The sequence below is a fragment of the Citrobacter sp. Cf118 genome, assembly GCF_030334095.1.
GTDB lineage: Bacteria > Pseudomonadota > Gammaproteobacteria > Enterobacterales > Enterobacteriaceae > Citrobacter > Citrobacter freundii.
Genome location: NZ_JAOWES010000083.1, coordinates 49,089 through 69,727, shown reverse-complemented (window position 1 = coordinate 69,727; position 20,639 = coordinate 49,089). Strand labels below are relative to the sequence as shown.

Below are 20,639 nucleotides of genomic sequence, written 5' to 3'. Positions count from 1 at the left end.
CGTTGTTAACTTCACGCCGTGACATGTCCTGCCCCCTACGAAAGGTACAACTATGAAATTCAAACTCGCATTACTCAGTGCAACCCTGGTTTCTGCATGCATGTTGTCCGGCACGTCCTTTGCGGCGGAAAAATATGAAATTGCTGTGGTTGCCAAAGTCACTGGTATTCCCTGGTTTAACCGCATGGAAACCGGTGTTAACGAAGCAGCAAAAAAACTGGATGTGAACGCTTACCAGACCGGTCCGTCTACGCCGGACCCGGCACAGCAGGTCAAAGTGATTGAGGATCTGATCGCCAAAAACGTCAACGCAATCATCGTGGTACCAAACGATGCCAAGGTTCTTGAGCCGGTACTGAAAAAAGCGCGCGATAAAGGCATTGTGGTCCTGACGCACGAATCCCCGGACGAGCAAATCGGTCAGTGGGATATCGAAACCATCGATAGTGAAAAATACGCACAAGCCAACGTCGATGAGTTAGCGAAAAATATGGGCGGCAAAGGCGGGTATGCAATCTATGTTGGTTCGCTGACGGTCCCACTGCATAACGCGTGGGCGGATTATGCAATTAAGTACCAGAAAGAAAAATATCCGGAAATGTTCGAGGTCACTTCCCGCCTGCCGGTCGCGGAAAGCATTGATAAATCTTACGCCACCACGCTGGATCTGATGAAAACCTATCCGCAGATGAAGGGCATTATCGGCTTCGGCTCACTGGGTCCAATTGGTGCGGGTCAGGCTGTGCAGAAAAAACGCGCCAAAGATAAAATTGCCGTTGTCGGGATCGCCATGCCAGCGCAGGCTGCGCCTTACCTGATGCGTGGAGATATCAAAAAAGCGCTGCTGTGGGATCCAAAAGATGCGGGCTATGCGCTGGTAACGGTTGCCGATCAGCTGTTGCAGGGCAAAGAAGTCAATGCAGATCTGAGTATCGACGGTTTAGGGAAAGCCGATATCGACACGGAGAAGAAAGTGATCCGCTTTAACAAGATCCTCGAAGTCACCAAAGACAACGCACAATCACTCGGTTTCTAAGGCTTTTGCCAACACCAGGGAAACCATAACGCCGACCGTCTGGTCGGCGCTATCAACCAAACTAACACTCAGCGTCCGTCAGGGCGCTCGCAGGGGTATTGTCCATGGCAGACACCACCGCATTTATCACTCTTGAGAATATCAGCAAACAATTCCCGGGCGTGCTGGCGCTGGATAACGTGAATCTGACGCTGAGAAAAGGCGAAGTTCACTGTCTGGCGGGTCAAAACGGCTGTGGTAAAAGTACCATTATTAAAGTGATCTCCGGGGTTTATCACCCGGAAAAAGGCGCGCAGATTTTACTCGACGGAAAATTGTTCCATCACCTGACGCCGCAGCTCTCTTCCCATTATGGCATTCAGGTTATTTATCAGGATCTGTCGTTGTTCCCCAACTTTAGCGTCGCAGAAAATATCGCGGTCAACCGCTATCTGCCAGGCGGTGATATCTGGGTGCGTCGTGGTGCTATGAAACAGCAGGCGCTGGCAGCCATGAAACGTATCGGAGTGAATATCGATCCCGATAAAAAAGTAGAAAAACTCTCGATTGCCGACCGACAGTTGGTCGCTATTTGCCGGGCAATTGCCGCAGATGCGCGTCTGGTGATTATGGACGAGCCCACCGCCTCGCTAACCCGCCAGGAGGTCAATGGCCTGCTGAAGGTGGTTAACGAACTGAAAGCGGCCGGCATTTGCGTGGTGTTTGTCAGCCATCGTCTGGATGAAGTAATGGAAGTGGCAGACCGTATCAGCGTCATGCGCGACGGCAAACTGGTGGGTACATATCCTGCCAGCGAACTGGACAGTCACGAGCTGGCTTTCCTGATGACCGGACAACGCTTCCACTACAGCCCGCTGCCGGAGAAATCATTCGACGATCGAGAACCCCTGCTGGAGCTGCGCAACCTCAGCCGCAGAGGCAAATACCAGAACATTAATCTGTCGCTGCATGGCGGCGAGATTGTCTCGATTGTCGGCCTGTTGGGCGCCGGGCGTACCGAGCTTTGTTTGAGCCTGTTTGGCATGACGCACCCGGAAAGCGGCGAGATGCGTATTAACGGTCAGCCGGTCACGCTTCGTAATAACCACGACGCCATTAAGCACGGGATCGGCTACGTCTCAGAAGATCGCCTGACGCAGGGGCTGATCATGGAGCAGTCGATTTACGACAACACCATCGTCACGGTGTTTGATCAACTGCACACCGGTAGCGGCTTGCTCGATCATCGTAAAGCGCAAAAGCTGGTCGCCGATTTAATCCGCGAACTGAATATCAAAGTGTCCGATCCGCACCTGCCGGTCAAAACGCTTTCCGGCGGCAATGCCCAGCGTATCGCCATTGCCAAATGGGTGGCGACCAATCCCCGCATCCTGATCCTCGACTCGCCTACCGTCGGCGTGGATATCGCCAACAAAGAGGGCATTTACCAGATAGCCCGCGATTTGGCGGAACAAGGTATGGCGGTGCTGATGATTTGCGATGAAATTCCGGAAGCATATTACAACAGCCACCGCGTGCTGGTGATGCGTCGCGGCAGACTGGTGGCGGAATTTAATCCTCATCACTGCCGTGAAGAGGAGATTGCTGAAGTGGTCGAGGTAATCAATGAATAAGATGCATCTGTCCCGTTTAATCGGACAACATGAATTCTGGCTGGGCCTGCTGGTCGTAGCGCTCGCGGTTGGGCTAAGTGTCAGCACCGATGAGTTCCTCTCGCTCGGCAATCTGACAGATGTGGCCACCAGCTACGCGATTCTCGGCATTCTTGCCTGCGGGTTGTTTGTGGTGCTGATTTCCGGTGGGATCGATATCTCCTTTCCGGCGATGACCGCGATTGCCCAGTATGCGATGGCCAGTTGGGTGATCGGCCACGGCGGCAACTTCGCACTGGCGTTAACCATTGCGATTGCGGTGGGCCTGCTGCTTGGGCTCATTAATGGCTTCCTGGTCTACTGGCTGCGCGTTCCGGCAATCATCATTACCATCGCCACGCTGAACGTCTACTACGGCCTTCTGGTTTACGCCACCAAAGGCACCTGGCTGTACGGTTTCCCTGACTGGTTTATGAACGGCATTAACTGGTTCTCCTTCACCGCGGCAGATGGCTACGACTACGGCCTGACCCTGCCCCTGCTGTGCCTGGCGGCGGTGATCGTCTTTACCGCAGTGCTGATGAACTATACCCGTCTTGGCCGTCAGGTTTACGCCATGGGCGGCAACCGCGACGCGGCCTCACGCCTGGGGCTGAATCTGCTGAAACTGCATTTCTACGTCTATGGCTATATGGGCATTCTGGCAGGTGTTGCCGCCGTGGTTCAGGCGCAAATCACCCAGTCAGTTGCACCCAATTCGCTGCTCGGCTTTGAGCTGACGGTGCTGGCGGCGGTCGTGCTCGGCGGAACCAGCATGAGCGGCGGGCGCGGTACGTTGACCGGAACCCTGCTCGGCGTTGTCTTGCTCGCCTTCTTACAAAATGGTCTGACGCTACTCAGCGTCTCCTCTTACTGGCACACCGTATTCAGCGGCGCCATTATCCTGGTCAGCATCAGTGCCACGGCCTGGAACGAAAAACGCAAACTGGCAAGGGAGCTTTGAGATGAAAACAATCGCCAGATTTTTACCCGGTGATGCCATCATTCGTCTGCAATGCGTGATTATTGTGGTCGTCGCCCTGGTTTTCTCAGCCCTGCTTGGCAGCCGTTTTTTTAGCGTCGCTAACTTCCAGTCGATAGGCTCACAGTTACCGATCCTCGGCATGCTGGCCCTCGGGATGGGTATGACCATGCTGACCGGCGGCATTAACCTGTCAATTATTGCCGGGGCGAACGCCTGCTCGCTGGTAATGGCAGCGATTATCGTTACCCATCCGGATAACCCGCTGTTTCTGGTGCTGGCGCTGCTGGCAGGGGCTGCCGTGGCGGTGGCTATCGGTACGCTCAACGGCGCGCTGATTGCCTGGGTCGGCGTCTCACCGATTCTCGCCACCCTCGGCACGATGACACTTATCTCCGGGCTGAATATTCTGCTCTCCAACGGGACGGTGATTTCGGGTTTCCCGACCGCCATTCAGTACCTTGGCAACGCCACGATTGCGGGTATTCCGGTGGCGCTGTTGCTCTTTTTCCTGGTGGCAATCCTGCTATGGGTACTGCTGGAGCACACCACGCTGGGGCGCAGTCTTTATCTCGTCGGCTCCAATGAACAGGCTACCCGCTACAGTGGTGTGAATACCGTACGGGTACAAATTTCCGTGTACGTGATTTCAGCCCTGCTCGGCTGGGTCGCCGCCATTCTGATGATGGCGAAATTCAACTCGGCAAAAGCCGGATACGGTGAGTCCTACCTGCTGGTCACCATCCTTGCCTCCGTACTCGGTGGCATCAATCCGGATGGCGGCTTCGGACGCATTATCGGCCTGGTACTGGCGCTGATTGTGCTGCAAATGCTGGAAAGCGGCCTTAACTTGCTGGGGGTCAGCAGCTATCTGACGATGGCGCTGTGGGGCGCGGTGCTGATCCTCTTTATCGCATTACAGAATCGTAAAGCCTGATTTCAGGAGAAAAAATTATGGCAAGTTACTTTATTGGTGTGGATGTCGGAACCGGAAGCGCCCGTGCTGGCGTGTTTGATCTCAACGGCAGAATGGTCGGCCAGGCCAGTCGGGCCATCGAGATTTACCGTCCGCAGGCCGATTTTGTTGAGCAGTCTTCCGATAACATCTGGCAGGCGGTGTGTAACGCGGTTCGCGATGCGATTAACCAGTCGGATATCAACCCTATCCAGGTGAAAGGTCTGGGCTTTGACGCGACCTGTTCACTGGTGGTGTTGGATAAAGAAGGTAAACCGCTGACCATTAGCCCGTCCGGGCGCAGCGAACAGAATATCATTGTGTGGATGGATCACCGCGCCATTACTCAGGCTGAGCGCATTAACGCCCTGCATCATCGGGTGCTGGACTACGTTGGCGGTATTATCTCCCCGGAAATGCAAACGCCCAAACTGCTGTGGTTGAAGCAACATATGCCCAACACCTGGGCCAATGCGGGATACTACTTTGACCTGCCCGATTTCCTGACCTGGCGCGCAACGGGCGATGACACACGCTCACTGTGCTCGACGGTGTGTAAATGGACCTATATGGGCCATGAAGACAAATGGGATGCCAGCTATTTCCGCCAGATTGGGCTGGAAGACTTGCTGGAACATGATGCCGCCAAAATTGGTCGCTACGTGAAAACCATGGGCGAACCGCTCGGTCATGGTCTTTCTGCGCGGGCCGCCAGCGAAATGGGGCTGATTCCGGGGACCGCTGTCAGCGTCTCGATCATCGATGCCCACGCCGGTACGCTCGGCACGCTCGGCGCGAGCGGTGTTTCCGGCGAGGTGGCGGATTTCGATCGCCGCGTCGCGCTGATTGGCGGCACCTCTACCGGACACATGGCGATTTCCAAAGAGCCGCGTTTTATCGGCGGCGTTTGGGGTCCTTACTACTCAGCAGTGCTGCCAGAATACTGGCTTAACGAAGGTGGGCAGTCGGCAACTGGGGCGTTAATCGACCACGTTATTCAGTCGCATCCTTGTTACGAAACCTTGTTGACCCAGGCGAAATCTCAAGGGCAGACCATTTATGAAGTGTTGAATGCGCTGCTGCGTAAAATGGCCGGTGAGCCGGAAGATATCGCATTTTTAACCCGCGATATGCACATCCTGCCCTATTTCCACGGCAACCGTTCACCGCGCGCCAACCCAACGCTCACAGGCGCTATCACTGGACTGAAGCTGTCGCGCACGCCGGAAGATATGGCGTTACAGTACCTCGCGACCATCCAGGCCATTGCACTGGGAACCCGTCATATCATTGAAACGATGAATCAAAGCGGCTACACCATCGATACCATTATGGCCAGCGGCGGCGGGACGAAAAACCCGATCTTCGTTCAGGAGCATGCCAACGCCACCGGCTGTGCGATGCTGCTGCCTGAAGAGAGCGAAGCCATGCTGCTGGGTGGCGCCATGATGGGAACTATCGCCGCAGGCGTGTTCGATACCTTCCCGGAAGCAATGTCAGCGATGAGCCGGATTGGTAAAACGGTTACCCCGCAGACTAATCGCATTAAGCAGTACTACGATCGCAAATATCGGGTATTCCACGAGATGTATCAGGATCATATGAAATACCGCCAGTTGATGCAGGAGGACGCATGAGTAACTCCTGGTCTCAGGCCAGCGGCGTATTCCAGCTCTATAGCGATGCCCTGGCGGGTCTGGGGCAGCATCTGACTGAACCTGTCTGGCAGTCGCTGATGGCGGAGCTGCGCGGTTGTCAGGGCAAAATCGTCGTCACCGGCGTCGGTACCTCTGGCATTGCAGCGCGTAAAGTCGCACATATGCTGGCTTGCGTGGAACGTCCGGCGATTTACCTCAACGCGACGGACGCAGCGCATGGCGATCTCGGTTTTTTACGCTCCGACGACCTGGTGATTATGCTGTCACGCGGGGGGAATTCGGACGAGCTCACCCGGCTGCTGCCCGGGTTGGCTGCGAGGAATGTGCCCATCCTGAGCGTGACTGAAAACGCCGATTCGGCCATTGCTAAAGCCTCGAGGCTAGTGATTTCCACCGGTGTACAGCGCGAGGCCGATCCGCTGAACATGTTGGCTACCACCTCTATTTTACTGGTGCTGGCTATCTTTGACGCCGCCTGTGCCTGTCTGATGAGCGAGAGCGGATACTCAAAGGAAACGCTGCTGGCGGTACATCCGGGCGGCGATGTGGGATTAACGCTGAGTCGTGAGAAGTAACGCCAGACAGCTGTTACGGAGGTAATGAATCTGTTGCCTCCGTCGTATTGCTACGTTCACTTTAGGTTTTTCACTTCTCTGAGATAGCATTTTCATACCTCCCTCCGCCAGCATTCCCCCCTCTGGCATTTTTTATATCTCAACAAAAAGATAAAACAGTGAAAAAACGGATTAACGCGCTGCGTTCCACTCCCGCTATCTGTTCCGCACGTTAAAAATTCTGTGACGCTCTCCAGCATTCCTGGTGGAAAGCATTCCATTCCTCAAATCTATGAGCAAACTTTAGCTATTCTTATCAAACATACTTACGGGAGACCCTACAGATGATGTCAACGCTTGCTCCGCCATCTGTACTTTCCGCTCCCCAGCGCCGTTGCCAGGTTCTGCTAACGCTTTTCCTGCCGGGGCAAATCGCGACTACACAAACCTTCAGCAGCCTCAACGGTGTCGATGATGCCACGGTTCAGGAAGATATTATTGGCGCAGGGCTCGAAATCCAGCGCTATCACCGGCTCACGATAGCCACCGCGCAGAATGGTGGCTATGCGATCGAAGGAACCCCGCTAAATCAGCGTCTGTGTCTGTTGCAGTGGCTGCGCCGAGGCCTGCGGATTTGCCCTACTTTTATCGCTCAGCATTTCACGCCCACTTTAAAAATTGCTCTTAAACAACAAGGTATCGCACGTACTCTGTATGACGACACCAATCTGCATGCGCTCATCAATCTGTGCTCCCGGCGCTTACAGAAGCCGTTTGAGTGTCGTGACATCCAGTTCCTGCGCTTGTATTTACAATATTGTCTGCTACAGCACCACGCGGGGATCACCCCGGAGTTTAATCCACTCCAGCAACGGTGGGCGCAATCCTGCGCGGAGTATCCGCTCGCCGAGGAAATTGGCCGCCACTGGCAGCGCCACGTCATGCAAAGTGCGCCGCTGGGCGAATCGCTGTTTATGGCGTTGTTATTCTCAATGATCCGCATCCCCGACCCGATCCGCGATAATCACCAGCAGGATCGCCGCCTGCGCCTTGCTATTGCGCGGCTGGTGTTGCGTTTTCGCGAGTATGGCAACGTGCGCTTCAGCGACGAGCAAGGGCTGAATGACCAGTTGTATATCCACCTGGCCCAGGCACTGAACCGCAGCGTATTTGCCATCGGCATTGATAACACGCTACCGGAGGAGTTCAGCCGACTTTATCCCCGGCTGGTTCGAACTACCCGCGAGGCGATTCACGGCTTTGAAGCGGAATACGATGTCCAGTTTTCAGAAGAAGAGATCGGCCTGGTCGCCGTTATTTTCGGCGCCTGGCTGATGCAGGAGAAGGATTTGCACGAAAAGCAGATTATCCTGCTGACCGGTAGTAACGAACAACTTGAAGCGCATATAGAGCAACAGCTGCGCGAACTGACGCTGCTGCCGCTCAACGTAAAACATATGCCGATGCAGGACTTTCAAAAAGAGGGAGCGCCGCGTGGCGTAACGCTGATTATTACACCGTACACCACGCCGCTACCGCTGTTTTCTCCCCCGCTGATTCATGCGGATCTGGCGCTTACGTCTCACCAGCAGCAGCAAATCCGCAAAATCCTTGAATCATAACGTCGCAGGCTGCGCCACCACTTTCGGGCGCAGAACGATAGCTGGTAGCGCCACCAGCGCCATCACCCAGAATACGCCGCTGCCCAGGTTCTGGTACAGATAGCCGGCGAAAACGGTCATGATGGCGATACTGCCGCCCATCGCCACCGCAGAATATACCGCCTGCAGACGAATCACTTCACTGCCCTGTCGCGCAGCAATGTAACGCATCGCCGCCAGGTGGCAGACGGTAAACGTTCCGCAATGCAGGATTTGCACCACAATCAGCCATGGCAGCTCTGTGCTCCAGCCCATCAGACCCCAACGCGCCACGCCGCAAACGGCGGAAAGCAGCAGAAGATCGCGAGCGCTAAAGCGGCGGAACAGCTTGTGGCTGAGCGCAAAAATAATCACTTCCGCCACCACGCCTAATGACCATAAATAGCCCACCGCCGAAGCGGAATACCCGGCAGACTGCCAGTAAATGGCGCTGAAACCGTAATAAGCTGCATGCGCGCCCTGCAGCAGACTCACGCAGGCCAGAAAGCGCCAGCTTTGGGTTATTAGCGCGCGCCAGGCGGGCCATCCTGCGCTCTCCTGCTGACGGTTTTCACCCGCTGGCTGCACGCTCGGGCGAATCATCATGCCCAGCAGCATTGAGGCGGCGCCAAGCGATAACAGGACCAGGATCACCCGATAGTCGAACAGGCTCACCAGTTTGCCGGTCAACGCAGAGCCGATCACAAAGGCCACGGATCCCCACAGTCGCACCCGACCGTAATCCATGGTTATCTGTTTTTGCCAAGTGTTGGCCAGTGCGTCGGTCAGCGGCACCAGCGGTGAGAAAAACAGGTTAAAGCCGACCATCACCACCATCAACCACGCCACGTTGGTCCCCGCCCAGAAGGCCAGCGCAAACACCAACGTCAATAAGGCCAGAATACGTAACGCAGAGATCAGCCGAGAGGGATCGCTCACACGCGGTGCAATCAGCAAGCTACCGAGAAAACGGGCAATCAGCCCCGCGCCCAACAGTAAACCGATGGTTTCCGGCGTCAGCCCTAACCCTTCGAGCCAGACGCTCCAGAAAGGCAGAAAGATACCGTAGCTAAAGAAGTAGGTGAAATAACCGAGCGCCAGCCAGCGCGTGGAATGCAAAGCCATGAATCCCTCCCGTTTGGAGGCGATAGTCTGGCGACAAACGCAGGCTGGCGCAAGAGAGCATTAACAGGCAGATAACATGATTTTTGCCCTATTCGACGCTAATTTGCATCGCAAAATGGCAGCGTTCTCCCTGCGCTAAAACCTGCAATCCCGGCTGCCCCTGCATGTTGTGGGCATTCACCGGATGCGTTTGCGGCTCCAGGCACAGGAACTCCTCACCCGACATTCTGAACAGCATCAACCACGGAGTTTGCGCTAAAATCGTGACTCTCATCACATCCCGCTGAATAACGGCCCGCCCGCTCCAGCCAGAATATCCGACATTCAGCCAGCTATCCTCACCGTATTGCGCATGCATGAAATCCGCCGCTGAAGGGATATCGCGTTGCCATTCCAGCGGCAGATGCTGTTCCCCCTCCGGCCAGTAACCGCCGGCGGTGAACTGCGCCGTGCTGCGCTTATCAAAGGCGAAAAACGGATGGAACCCGCAGCCATAGATCATTGGCTGTTCACCGCAATGAGTGAGCGTCAACGAGGCGTGCAGGCTTGAGGTTTCCAGTTGATAACAAAGCCGCGCCGTATAGTCGTAGCCGCAGGGGTGCCAACTGCGCAACTGCAGCAAACAGCCGCTTTGGGTAGCGGTAATAATCTGCCAGCGTTGCAGCCAGCCGTCACCGTGCAGGAAGAAAGTGTCGTCTGCGCCATGCTGAGGTAAAACCACCTCTTCACCGCGCAGCATAAAACGATTTCCCGCCACCCGATTCGCGACCGGCAGCATCGGGAACAGGCCGCAATCACCAGGCCGCTGACCATGACCTTCGCGTAAAATGGCCTGTTGATGTTGTAACGAAACCAGGCTTAATAGAGAACCGCCCTGCGGATCGACGCACATCCGCAGATGTGCGTTTTGTAGCGTCAGCAGACCATCCATTAGCGGGCGCTTCGCGGTTGGGTTGATGCACCAACTTTTGTATGCTGCGCCGCCAGCTGTTCTTCCAGCGCTTCCAGCGTCACGCCTTTGGTTTCCGGTACATTACGCAGAACATAGATGAAGCCCATCGCGCAAATCACACCGTACAGCAGGAAGCTTCCCGACGCGCCCAGACTCGCATTGAGCAGCGGGAAGGTATAGGTCAGCAGGAAACAAGCAATCCACAGCGCCAGCGTCCCCAGCGACATTGCCAGCCCGCGCACGCGGTTGGGAAAAATTTCTGATAGCAGCACCCAGGTCACCGGCGCCAGCGTCAGAGCATAAATCGCGATTGCCGCCAGCACCAGAACCAGAACCGGCCAGCCCATAATGCCCAACCCGTACGCCCCGGCAATCAGTACGTAGATAACCGTCAATCCTGACGCGCCGAACAGCATCAGTTTACGACGGCCAATTTTGTCCACTAACGGCAGAGCGGCAAGGGTAAAGACCAGATTGATGATCCCTGTCGCCACGATCGATTTTAACGTACCGTTGATGTCGAATCCGGCAGAGGCGAAGATCTCCTGCGCATAGTTGAAAATAACGTTGATCCCACACCACTGCTGGAACACTGCCAGCACCATGCCAATAATCACGATCGGTTTGATCTGCGGTTGTAACAGCGTTGACCACGCGACCTTGTGATTATCTTTTTGCAGCGTATGTTCAATCTCTTTCAGCGTTTGCCCGGCATATTCCGCCGAACCAATGCGCTGCAGCATGGCATGCGCACGATCTGCTTTGCCCGCTTTCACCAGCCAGCGCGGCGATTCAGGTACAAAGAACATCAGCACCAGGAAAATTACCGCAGGCACTAATTCAGCACCAAACATCCAGCGCCAGCCTGTCTGACCGTTCCAGCTTTCAACAATTGCCTGCTGCGTAGCGCCTGTGGCAACAGGTTCGGCAATCATCAGGTTGATAAGCTGCGCCGCCAGCACGCCAATGACGATGGTGAGCTGGTTAACGGCAACAAAGCGACCTCGCTTTTCCGCCGGGCTGACCTCGGCGATATACAGCGGACTTAACGCAGACGCCAGACCAATCCCCACACCACCCACAATGCGATAGACAATAAACATATCGAAGTTACTGGCGACGGCAGTTCCCCATGCAGAAGCGCTAAAGAGGATCGCTGAAAGAATCAGCGGCATTTTTCGGCCAAATTTATCGGCGCACCAGCCGGAAATCAGCGCGCCAAAGATACAACCAACCAGCGCGGAACTCATCGCCCAGCCGGATTGCGCCGGATCGGTAATCGAGAAATATGCTTCATAGAAGGGTTTTGCCCCGCCGATCACCACCCAGTCATAGCCAAACAGTAAACCTCCGCAGGCCGCAACCAGGCAGATAGTCCAGACGTAACCAATCTTTAAATGTGTCTGCGCGTTATTCATTATGATTCCTCTTTCAGGGAAACGCAGGGTACAGTAGGTTTCGGGTGAGGTTATCCCCCACCCGTTTCGGGTGTTACTGGAAAAGCCTTACGTTAATGGCGTGACGCAGCAGTAATGCCTTGTCATGTGCCGGATTGAGTTGCAGGAGTTCATCAAGTTCACGCTGACAGGCGGCGCTATTTCCTAGCCCCAGATGCCCGAGCGCATTGATAAACAGGCAGTGTTGCTGGTGTTTTGCTTGTGCTGAGGTATCCAGCACCACCAGGTCGGGTAGCGATACGGCAAAGAAATCGACATCCGGCACGTTGTCGTGATGCGACTCAACCCATTGCAGGAAGCTATTGAACAGAGCGTCCGCCTCTGCATCATCGCCAAGTTTTCTCTGCGCCATACCCTGCCAGAAGAGATAGTCCACTGGCTGGTCGTTGTAGTAACGTCCGGCATCCAGTGTGCTTCCGCCGCGCGTCGCACGGGAGAAGTAGCGCTGAGATTCTTCGAAATGGCCTTGCAGCTGCGCGCAATACCCAAGCAAATACCAGATGTCGTTATCCGTTTGCCCTGGCAAACGGCCTTCCCCAAGGTTTTGCGGATAGTGCAGCGCCTGTTGCAGTTGCGTAATAGCAGTTTGCGGGTCGCCGGACTGCACGGCAGCCAGCGCGCGATGTAATTGATTAAGCAGATATTGCCCGGTGGCTTTACCTTCACCGCCTTCCCACGGATGGAACACCCGCTCACGTAATACTGCGGCGGCATCGTCATAGCGCCCCAACCCATTCCACAAGCTGAGCAGTTCCACCGTCAGATCATCACGCAGGAAGACAATCTCTTTACTGGCTTCCAGCCGCTGCAGGCGCTGTTCAACCGGTTGTGCCATCAGCTTGTTGAGATAGTCGAGTTCAAACAGGAAGCGGGCATTTTGCGGCTCCAGCGCCACGGCTTGCGACAGATACTGTTTCGCCTGCTGCGCATCTTGCAGTTTGTTCCAGGCGTAAATCCCCAGTAAACGATGCGCCGGAGCGAAATCCGCTTCCTGCGCAAGCGTGAACTGCCAGCAGGAAACCGCCTCGGCATAACGCCGTTTGCTGTACCAGAAACAGCCGAGTAAATAGCGGGCAAAAGCGCTTTGCTCAAGAGTTTGCAGCATCTGCACTTCATCCAGCGTATTGGGGAAACGCACGCGGTTTTGCAGACACTCACGAGCACGTTCAATGAAGGGTTGTGGATTATCGCTCAGCGAGGCGCGCCACAGCATCGGCAGCGTTTCCTGGCTGTCGAGCAGTTCCAGCACGCCACGGGCAGCATCCTTTTGCCCCAAAGAGGTCAGCCAGCCTGCCAGTTCACACGCGTTGGTCCCGCGACGCCCGGTAATCGAGATCAGCGCAAGCGCTGTCGCCTCGTCCTGGCAGATAGCCCAGCGCGCATAGTGCAGGGTATAGCTCAGCGGATAATCCACCAGCTGTTGGCGAATGTAGTCCAGCGCTTGCGCATTGCGATCAAGCTTTGCCAGCGCCAGCGCTTTCAGCCCCATGGCCAGGTTATTACTGCCGTTAAAGAGCAGGCTCTGCTCCACCTTTTCCAATGCGCCAGCGTAGTCCTGACGCTTCATCGCCAGACGCGCTAACGACCAGAAAGCCGCATCCCGGCAGTTGCCGCTCCAGCTGGCCTTATAATAATTATCCCACGCGCTGTCATCATCGCCCTGACGTTCCTGTGCGGCGGCCAGCAGCATACTCGCCTCGCCATCACGCGGATTTTTATTGAGCTTATGCGCCCGCTCCAGCGCCTTGCCGGCACATTGTGCCGCCAGCGCCCAGTCGGCGCGGTTTAGCGCCAGCGTCCCCAGGGCCACATTATTGCGGTAGTCCAGCGGATCAACGTCCAGCGCGCGGCGATAATAATCTTCGGCATAGCGGCTGGCATGGTTGTACTGCTCCAGATGCTGACCAATAAAATAGAGTTCATCGGTATTAGAAAGCGCTTCTGGCAGCGCTGGCGCGACGGCCGCCGATGGCAGTGGTAACTCTTGCGCGATGTGCTCTTCGTACTGCAAAAGCGTAGTGCCATCGGCGCCAGTGACAGTCATCGTTACCCGCGCATGGTTATCGTCAGACACATCAGCCAGCCAGCTTTGTCCGGGCTCCAGGGTCAGCGTATGCTCATAGAACGGTTGTCCATCGGCAGAAAGCGTAATCTGCACGTCGTGCAGCGGCGCAATCGCATAAACGCCCACAGAAAGCTGGTTACTCTCACGTACCAGACGAAGCGCCAACTGCGTACTGGCGTTTTGCACCATGCCCAGTTCGCTGTAGGGCAGGAAGTTTTGTACGAAGACTTTCTCTTCGTACGGCGCAAGCCAGGTGAAATCCGGCTGGTTGTCGGTAAAGACCCCGGTCATCAGTTCAATATAAGGACCGTTGTCATCGGTAAGGTTACGATCCCAGGCAACGCCAAAGTCGCCATAGCCCCAGGTCCACTGTTTTTTCCCTGGCGAAACGTGGTGGTCAGCCACATGTAGCAGCCCGCCTCGCTCACCGTGATGCCATGCGCCAACAAAATCATAATCTGATTTTTCAGCCATGTAGGAGGTCGGTACCGGCACGTTTTTGTAGCGCGAGATATCCACGCCAGCCGAGTAGTCCACTTTATAGTATGTGCCGGTGGCGATAGGAAACGCAGAAACATCACGCTTACCGTGGTCAAATACTGCGGTCACATCCGGCGGAAACACGCTCTGGTGATCGTCGCCGCCCTTCACCGCTGGATTCGCCCACCATAAAAAATGGCGTGGCGTAGCGTTACCGTTAAACACCTTCCCGGTTATCTCGATCAGGGCGCGATCCGGATACAGCGTAAATCCGGTCATCACCTGTAAACCGCGCATAGGTTCTACCTCACCCATCCATACGGTATATTCGCCATGCTCACCCTGCTGCTGCGTAAAATCGACTGGCATAAAAGTGGTTGGGCGATGATGCTGCGGCCAGTTAAATTCAATGCCACCAGAGATCCACGGTCCAAGCAAACCAACCAGAGCGGGCTTCACCACTTCGTTGTAGTAGACAAAATCGCGTTGCTGTACTTTGTCATACGCTCGATGAATACGCCCGCCTAACTCCGGCAACAGCATGACGCGAATGAAGTCATTCTCCATCCACACCGCCTGATAGTCGCGCATTTCACGTTTGCCGGTCAGCGTATCAATCACGCCATACGGATACACCGCGCCAGAAGATCCCTGGTAAACCCGCTTTTCCAGAAACATTGGGTTGGCATCTTCTTCACCCGCCGTCCACGTTGGGAGGGTTATCGTTTCTTGCCAGACTTTAACTGAACCGTACATGCCGCTCTCCACTCAATAAGCAAAAGTAAAAATTCAACTTGATGCTATTCTGCGGCAGTTAAGTGGCGCTAAAATGCGCAATGCTCACGCAATATAGTTAAGGGAGTTAAGTGAATGCAGCGTTCGGGGTTCAACAACGCCAGGGTTCGTCAGGCGAATAAGCAGATCTTTTTGTCGCACCTGTGGCGGGAAAAGCAGCTCAGCAAGTCACAGCTGGCGCAGCTCACCAGCCTGTCGATCCCGGCGGTCAGCAATATCCTCGAAGAGCTAATGGATGAGGGGAGGATCAGTCATTCGCGAAAAACCTTAAGCCAGCGCGGTTTGAGCAGCGGCAGCTATCATTTGCCAGAAAAAGGCGCATGGACGCTATGTATCAACGTCACCCCTACCAGTATCACCAGCCAACTGGCGGACGCACGGCTGGTTGCCATCGGCGACTGGCGTCATGAAGTCATTAAGCCGGAAACCCCCAAAGCGCTGCTGTCAGCCCTGGCTGCACACTGGCGGGAATACCGTCGACAATTTCCCGAGGTCACGATTAATCTGGCGCTCGGCGTTCACGGCCAGGTTGATCCGATCACCGGCGCATCAAAAACCATGCCCCAGGCCCCGTGGAAAACACCGGTGGAAATAAAATATCTGCTGGAAGAGATGCTTGGCGTACAGGTCCGCCTGGACAATGACTGTGTGATGCTGGCGCTGGCCGAAAAATGGCAAAACCCAGCGGCTAACGGTGATTTTTGCGTGATTAACGTTGATTACGGTATCGGCTCATCGTTTGTGATTAACGACAATATCTGGCGCGGTAGTCTGTATGGCAGCGGCCAGATTGGACACACCATCGTTCATCCCGATGGAATTGCCTGTGACTGCGGTCGCTATGGCTGTCTGGAAACGGTGGCATCATTGAGCGCGTTGAAAAAACAGGCCCGCGTGTGGATGAAATCGCAGCCGACGTCCCTTTACGATCCGGAAACACTCACCACCGACCAGCTTATTACTGCCTGGCAGAACGGTGATGTTCGTATTCAGGCCTGGGCCGAGCATGCCGCCAGCGCCATTGGGCTTAGTTTATATAACTTTCTGAATATACTGAATATTAATCAGATATGGTTGTACGGTCGTAGCTGTGCTTTTGGCGATAGCTGGCTCAATACCTTGGTGCAGCAAACTGGGTTTAACCCGTTTGATCACGGTGATAACCCGCGCGCCAGAGCGACTCAGATAAGCTTCGGCCAGCTCAATCGTGCCCAGCAACTCATGGGAATTGGCTATCTGTATGTCGAGTCACAGCTCAGCGAGTTGTAACCATTACACCGTCAGACTCACGGCCAAACGTTCATGTACCGTGGCGATAAAATCGGTCAGTGCCGGTTTGAGCGATCCTTTTTTCCACGCCATCAGCAACGCGATGGTTGGGACATCACCAATAATTGGCCGAAAAACCACCTGTCCGGTATTAAAATTATTCATATAACCGGGTATCAAAGTCACCCCCAACCCCATGCCGACCAGGTTCATGGTCACCAGAATGTTGGTTGCCACTTGCACAATGTTAGGCTGGCTTTTTTGCTGCTGAAACCAGTTTTTGACAATCATCGCTAACGCGCCGGAATAGGCCGGATCGGTGCTGACAAAATTCACGCCGTGTAGTTGTTCTGCGGAGATTGCCTGCTCATCAGCTAACGGATGATTCACCGGTAACACAACTACCAACGGCTCATGAATCAGCTCCAGATAATCGAGATCCGGGCTGTACACCGGGTGGCGCATTAAGCCAACGTCCAGCTCTCCGCTGAGGATCTTCTCTTCCTGCTCGGTGGTGATCAGACTCACCAGTTCAATGTGCGTATCCGGTTGTTTTAAACGAAACAAAGGCAGCACCTTCGGCAACAGATTGACCTCTGCGGAAGGGACAAAGCCAATGGAGAAATGATTATCTTCCTGCACCGTTCTACGGGCACGAACTTTGGCGTTTTCCGCCTGTTCGAGGATCGCCAGCGCATCCTGTAAAAAGCACTCACCGGCCGCCGTCAGCGCAACTTTTCGTTTATCCCGCACCAGCAACGGAACGCCCACGCAGGTTTCAAGATCGCGGATCTGGCTGCTTAATGACGGCTGAGAGGTATGCAGCTTTTCTGCCGCTCGGGTGAAATTCAGCGCCTGCGCCACTGCTACGAAATAGCGTAAGTGCCTCAGTTCCATGCCCTTCTCCTTGTTATCGAAAAAATGTCTCAACTGGTAGAAATTTACTATTTCACAGATTGATAACTAACCAGCAACATCCTTAGGGTACAAAAAAAGAAGGTCAATACATCTTAGCTTTCAGGATTAAAAAATATGACCACACCCTCAAATTTAGACATCTACCAACTGATCGACACGCAAAACGGTCGCGTAACCCCACGAATTTATACCGACCCTGAAATTTACCAACTGGAGCTGGAACGCATCTTCGGACGCTGCTGGCTATTTCTCGCCCACGAAAGCCAAATCCCCAAACCCGGTGATTTTTTTAACACCTACATGGGCGAGGATGCGGTGGTGGTGGTTCGCCAGAAAGACGGCAGCATCAAAGCGTTTCTCAACCAGTGTCGCCACCGTGCGATGCGCGTCAGCTACGCCGACTGCGGCAATACCCGCGCCTTTACCTGCCCGTATCACGGCTGGTCTTACGGTATTAACGGCGAGCTGATCGACGTCCCGCTGGAGCCGCGCGCTTATCCGCAAGGTTTATGCAAATCGCACTGGGGGCTGAACGAAGTGCCTGGCGTAGAGAGCTACAAGGGACTGATTTTCGGTAACTGGGATACCTCCGCGCCTGCGCTTGGCGATTATCTCGGCGACATCGCCTGGTATCTCGACGGCGTACTCGATCGTCGTGAAGGCGGCACCGAAATCGTCGGTGGCGTACAAAAGTGGACCATCGATTGTAACTGGAAATTCCCCGCCGAACAGTTTGCCAGCGACCAGTATCACGCGCTGTTCAGCCATGCCTCTGCGGTGCAGGTGCTGGGAGCGAAAGACGACGGTAGCGATAAGCGCCTCGGCGATGGTCAGACCGCCCGCCCGGTGTGGGAAACCGCCAAAGACGCGTTACAGTTCGGTCAGGATGGGCACGGCAGCGGATTTTTCTTTACTGAGAATCCCGATGCCAACGTCTGGGTCGACGGTGAGGTCTCCAGCTACTACCGCGACACCTACGCGGAAGCCGAGCAGCGTCTGGGTAAAGTTCGCGCCCTGCGTCTGGCCGGTCACAACAACATTTTCCCAACGCTTTCCTGGCTCAACGGTACCGCCACGCTGCGCGTCTGGCACCCGCGTGGGCCGGATCAGGTTGAGGTGTGGGCGTTCTGTATTACCGATAAAGCCGCCTCTGATGAAGTGAAAGCCGCGTTTGAAAACAGCGCCACGCGGGCTTTTGGCCCCGCCGGGTTCCTGGAGCAGGACGACTCGGAAAACTGGTGTGAAATTCAAAAACTGCTGAAAGGTCATCGCGCACGCAACACGAAATTGTGTCTGGAAATGGGGCTTGGCCAGGAGAAACGCCGTGAAGACGGCATTCCGGGGATCACCAACTACATCTTTTCGGAAACCGCCGCGCGTGGCATGTACCAACGCTGGGCCGATTTGCTCAGCAGCGAAAGCTGGCAGGAAGTGCACAAGAAAACCGCCGCCTACCAGCAGGAGGTGATGAAATGAGCGCTTTAGTTTCTCTTGAACTGCATCATCGCATCAGCCAGTTTCTGTATGAAGAAGCGCGTATGCTCGACGACTGGCAGTTTCGCGACTGGCTGGCGCAGCTGGATGACGACATTCGCTACACCATGCGTACCACGGTGAACGCCCAGACGCGCGACCGTCGCAAAGGCGTGCAGCCGCCGACCACCTGGATTTTCAACGACAACAAAGACCAGCTTGAGCGCCGCATCGCGCGGCTGGAAACCGGCATGGCCTGGGCGGAAGAACCGCCTTCGCGTACCCGTCATCTGATTAGCAACTTACAAATCAGCGAAACCGACGTGCCCGGTGTGTTCGCCGTGCGCCTCAACTATCTGCTGTATCGCGCGCAAAAAGAGCGGGACGAGACGTTTTACGTCGGCACGCGCGTGGACAAAGTCCGTCGTTTGCCCGGCGATGAGTGGCGCTTACTGGCACGCGAGATCGTGCTGGATCAAGCGGTGATCACCTCCCATAACCTGAGTGTACTGTTCTGATGAGCCGTGTATTTGCCTGCTCCGCCACGGAGCTGCCGGAGGGTGAAGCCCTCCGGCTGGAAACCTCGCCCGTCATCGCCCTGTTCAACGTTGGCGGCGAGTTTTATGCCATTAACGATCGCTGTAGCCACGGTAACGCCTCGATGTCCGAAGGTTATCTGGAAGACGATGCCACGGTGGAATGCCCGCTGCACGCGGCCAGCTTCTGCCTGAAAACCGGTAAAGCGCTGTGCTTACCTGCCACCGATCCGCTGACCACCTACGCGGTTTACGTGGAAGGTAGCGATGTATTTGTTGATATTCCAGAGGACGCCCGATGAGCGATTTACGCGACAACGTGGTTTTCATTACCGGCGGCGGCTCCGGCCTCGGTCTGGCGCTGGTCGAGCGCTTTATTGAAGAAGGCGCGAAGGTCGCCACGCTCGAACTGTCACCAGCCAAAGTCGCCAGCCTGCGCCAGCGTTTTGGCGAACATGTGCTGGCGGTGGAAGGCAACGTCACCTGCTACGCCGACTATCAGCGCGCGGTCGATCAAATCCTCACCGCGTTTGGCAAACTGGACTGTTTTATTGGCAATGCGGGCATCTGGGATCATAACGCAACGCTGGTGAACACCTCTGCTGAGGCGCTGGAGAGCGGCTTTCACGAACTGTTTAACGTTAACGTGCTGGGCTATCTGCTGGGTGCGAAAGCCTGCGCCCCGGCGCTTATCGCCAGCGAAGGCAGTATCATCTTTACCCTGTCCAACGCCGCGTGGTATCCGGGCGGCGGCGGGCCGCTGTATACCGCCTCGAAACATGCCGCCACCGGGCTGATTCGCCAGTTAGCCTACGAGCTGGCGCCGAAGGTGCGGGTGAACGGTGTCGGTCCGTGCGGTATGGCGACCGATCTGCGCGGCCCACAGGCGCTGGGGCAAAGCGATACCTCGATTATGCAATCGCTGACGCCGGAGAAAATCGCCGCCATTCTGCCGCTCCAGTTCTTCCCCGACCCAGCCGACTTTACCGGGCCATACGTGATGCTGGCATCGCGTCGTAACAACCGCACCTTAAGCGGCGTGATGATCAACGCCGACGCCGGGCTGGGGATCCGTGGGATCCGCCACGTCGCCGCTGGTCTGGATCTGTAAGG

At 55.4% G+C, this 20,639-nt stretch carries 17 protein-coding genes; 12 read left to right on the top strand and 5 right to left on the bottom strand.

All coding sequences use genetic code 11. The features are described 5' to 3' along the window. Window positions 1-52 precede the first annotated feature (52 nt). The 7 genes from OGX67_RS10810 (at window position 53) to csiE (ending at window position 8,438) form a co-directional block, all read left to right on the top strand. Complete coding sequence (locus tag OGX67_RS10810; protein WP_003037665.1) at window positions 53-1,036, top strand: autoinducer 2 ABC transporter substrate-binding protein; 984 nt, start codon at window positions 53-55, stop codon at window positions 1,034-1,036. Window positions 1,037-1,140: 104 nt separating this feature from the next. Beyond that, window positions 1,141-2,649, top strand: a complete 1,509-nt coding sequence (locus OGX67_RS10805; RefSeq protein WP_016150762.1) for a sugar ABC transporter ATP-binding protein — start codon at window positions 1,141-1,143, stop codon at window positions 2,647-2,649. Next, the gene (locus OGX67_RS10800) at window positions 2,642-3,631 is read left to right on the top strand and encodes an ABC transporter permease (protein WP_003037661.1); all 990 of its coding nucleotides are present in this window, start codon (window positions 2,642-2,644) and stop codon (window positions 3,629-3,631) included. The genes OGX67_RS10805 and OGX67_RS10800 overlap by 8 nt, the downstream gene beginning before the upstream one ends. Before the next feature lies 1 nt (window position 3,632). Then, complete coding sequence (locus tag OGX67_RS10795; protein WP_003037658.1) at window positions 3,633-4,586, top strand: ABC transporter permease; 954 nt, start codon at window positions 3,633-3,635, stop codon at window positions 4,584-4,586. Between the two features lie 17 nt (window positions 4,587-4,603). Further along, window positions 4,604-6,241 (top strand): FGGY-family carbohydrate kinase, encoded by a 1,638-nt coding sequence (locus tag OGX67_RS10790; RefSeq protein WP_003847100.1) that lies wholly within the window; start codon window positions 4,604-4,606, stop codon window positions 6,239-6,241. Then, window positions 6,238-6,837 carry a KpsF/GutQ family sugar-phosphate isomerase gene (locus OGX67_RS10785; protein ID WP_044701989.1) on the top strand — a complete coding sequence of 200 codons (600 nt, stop codon included), beginning with the start codon at window positions 6,238-6,240 and terminating at the stop codon, window positions 6,835-6,837. Before OGX67_RS10790 ends, OGX67_RS10785 begins: the two co-directional genes overlap by 4 nt. Before the next feature lie 323 nt (window positions 6,838-7,160). After that, a complete protein-coding gene (gene csiE / locus OGX67_RS10780) occupies window positions 7,161-8,438 on the top strand; it encodes a stationary phase inducible protein CsiE (protein ID WP_003037652.1) in 1,278 nt (425 codons plus the stop codon). Here the strand turns inward: csiE and OGX67_RS10775 are convergent. The 4 genes from OGX67_RS10775 to OGX67_RS10760 all read right to left on the bottom strand — a co-directional run bounded on the left by OGX67_RS10775 (window position 8,433) and on the right by OGX67_RS10760 (window position 15,291). Further along, window positions 8,433-9,581 (bottom strand): 3-phenylpropionate MFS transporter, encoded by a 1,149-nt coding sequence (locus OGX67_RS10775; RefSeq protein ID WP_003037650.1) that lies wholly within the window; start codon window positions 9,579-9,581, stop codon window positions 8,433-8,435. The genes csiE and OGX67_RS10775 overlap by 6 nt on opposite strands. Before the next feature lie 88 nt (window positions 9,582-9,669). Beyond that, a complete protein-coding gene (locus tag OGX67_RS10770; RefSeq protein WP_257651558.1) occupies window positions 9,670-10,512 on the bottom strand; it encodes an aldose 1-epimerase in 843 nt (280 codons plus the stop codon). Continuing rightward, the gene (locus OGX67_RS10765) at window positions 10,512-11,951 is read right to left on the bottom strand and encodes a sugar porter family MFS transporter (protein ID WP_071697615.1); all 1,440 of its coding nucleotides are present in this window, start codon (window positions 11,949-11,951) and stop codon (window positions 10,512-10,514) included. Before OGX67_RS10765 ends, OGX67_RS10770 begins: the two co-directional genes overlap by 1 nt. Before the next feature lie 73 nt (window positions 11,952-12,024). After that, window positions 12,025-15,291 carry a DUF5107 domain-containing protein gene (locus OGX67_RS10760; protein WP_257651559.1) on the bottom strand — a complete coding sequence of 1,089 codons (3,267 nt, stop codon included), beginning with the start codon at window positions 15,289-15,291 and terminating at the stop codon, window positions 12,025-12,027. Between the two features lie 114 nt (window positions 15,292-15,405). On the opposite strand from OGX67_RS10760, the gene OGX67_RS10755 reads away from it, so the two are divergent. Beyond that, window positions 15,406-16,599, top strand: a complete 1,194-nt coding sequence (locus OGX67_RS10755) for an ROK family transcriptional regulator (RefSeq protein ID WP_003037640.1) — start codon at window positions 15,406-15,408, stop codon at window positions 16,597-16,599. Between the two features lie 3 nt (window positions 16,600-16,602). Here the strand turns inward: OGX67_RS10755 and hcaR are convergent, their stop codons facing one another. Beyond that, window positions 16,603-17,496: a DNA-binding transcriptional regulator HcaR gene (hcaR, locus tag OGX67_RS10750; RefSeq protein WP_003037638.1), complete on the bottom strand. Its 894-nt coding sequence runs from the start codon at window positions 17,494-17,496 to the stop codon at window positions 16,603-16,605. 135 nt (window positions 17,497-17,631) lie between these two features. On the opposite strand from hcaR, the gene hcaE reads away from it, so the two are divergent. The 4 genes from hcaE to hcaB are packed head-to-tail and all read left to right on the top strand — an operon-like array spanning window position 17,632 to window position 20,637. Continuing rightward, complete coding sequence (gene hcaE / locus OGX67_RS10745; protein WP_003037637.1) at window positions 17,632-18,993, top strand: 3-phenylpropionate/cinnamic acid dioxygenase subunit alpha; 1,362 nt, start codon at window positions 17,632-17,634, stop codon at window positions 18,991-18,993. Continuing rightward, window positions 18,990-19,508, top strand: coding sequence for a 3-phenylpropionate/cinnamic acid dioxygenase subunit beta (hcaF, locus tag OGX67_RS10740; protein WP_257651561.1), 519 nt, complete (start codon window positions 18,990-18,992; stop codon window positions 19,506-19,508). Before hcaE ends, hcaF begins: the two co-directional genes overlap by 4 nt. Then, the gene (hcaC, locus tag OGX67_RS10735; protein WP_257651562.1) at window positions 19,508-19,828 is read left to right on the top strand and encodes a 3-phenylpropionate/cinnamic acid dioxygenase ferredoxin subunit; all 321 of its coding nucleotides are present in this window, start codon (window positions 19,508-19,510) and stop codon (window positions 19,826-19,828) included. The genes hcaF and hcaC overlap by 1 nt, the downstream gene beginning before the upstream one ends. Continuing rightward, the gene (hcaB, locus tag OGX67_RS10730; protein ID WP_106924074.1) at window positions 19,825-20,637 is read left to right on the top strand and encodes a 3-phenylpropionate-dihydrodiol/cinnamic acid-dihydrodiol dehydrogenase; all 813 of its coding nucleotides are present in this window, start codon (window positions 19,825-19,827) and stop codon (window positions 20,635-20,637) included. The genes hcaC and hcaB overlap by 4 nt, the downstream gene beginning before the upstream one ends. Window positions 20,638-20,639: the final 2 nt, after the last annotated feature.

Bases quoted from the DNA above. Each gene is read 5' to 3' on its own strand.
- OGX67_RS10810 (WP_003037665.1), top strand. From the start codon at position 53: ATGAAATTCAAACTCGCATTACTCAGTGCAACCCTGGTTTCTGCATGC.
- OGX67_RS10805 (WP_016150762.1), top strand. From the start codon at position 1,141: ATGGCAGACACCACCGCATTTATCACTCTTGAGAATATCAGCAAACAA.
- OGX67_RS10800 (WP_003037661.1), top strand. From the start codon at position 2,642: ATGAATAAGATGCATCTGTCCCGTTTAATCGGACAACATGAATTCTGG.
- OGX67_RS10795 (WP_003037658.1), top strand. From the start codon at position 3,633: ATGAAAACAATCGCCAGATTTTTACCCGGTGATGCCATCATTCGTCTG.
- OGX67_RS10790 (WP_003847100.1), top strand. From the start codon at position 4,604: ATGGCAAGTTACTTTATTGGTGTGGATGTCGGAACCGGAAGCGCCCGT.
- OGX67_RS10785 (WP_044701989.1), top strand. From the start codon at position 6,238: ATGAGTAACTCCTGGTCTCAGGCCAGCGGCGTATTCCAGCTCTATAGC.
- csiE (WP_003037652.1), top strand. From the start codon at position 7,161: ATGATGTCAACGCTTGCTCCGCCATCTGTACTTTCCGCTCCCCAGCGC.
- OGX67_RS10775 (WP_003037650.1), bottom strand. From the start codon at position 9,581: ATGGCTTTGCATTCCACGCGCTGGCTGGCGCTCGGTTATTTCACCTAC.
- OGX67_RS10770 (WP_257651558.1), bottom strand. From the start codon at position 10,512: ATGGATGGTCTGCTGACGCTACAAAACGCACATCTGCGGATGTGCGTC.
- OGX67_RS10765 (WP_071697615.1), bottom strand. From the start codon at position 11,951: ATGAATAACGCGCAGACACATTTAAAGATTGGTTACGTCTGGACTATC.
- OGX67_RS10760 (WP_257651559.1), bottom strand. From the start codon at position 15,291: ATGTACGGTTCAGTTAAAGTCTGGCAAGAAACGATAACCCTCCCAACG.
- OGX67_RS10755 (WP_003037640.1), top strand. From the start codon at position 15,406: ATGCAGCGTTCGGGGTTCAACAACGCCAGGGTTCGTCAGGCGAATAAG.
- hcaR (WP_003037638.1), bottom strand. From the start codon at position 17,496: ATGGAACTGAGGCACTTACGCTATTTCGTAGCAGTGGCGCAGGCGCTG.
- hcaE (WP_003037637.1), top strand. From the start codon at position 17,632: ATGACCACACCCTCAAATTTAGACATCTACCAACTGATCGACACGCAA.
- hcaF (WP_257651561.1), top strand. From the start codon at position 18,990: ATGAGCGCTTTAGTTTCTCTTGAACTGCATCATCGCATCAGCCAGTTT.
- hcaC (WP_257651562.1), top strand. From the start codon at position 19,508: ATGAGCCGTGTATTTGCCTGCTCCGCCACGGAGCTGCCGGAGGGTGAA.
- hcaB (WP_106924074.1), top strand. From the start codon at position 19,825: ATGAGCGATTTACGCGACAACGTGGTTTTCATTACCGGCGGCGGCTCC.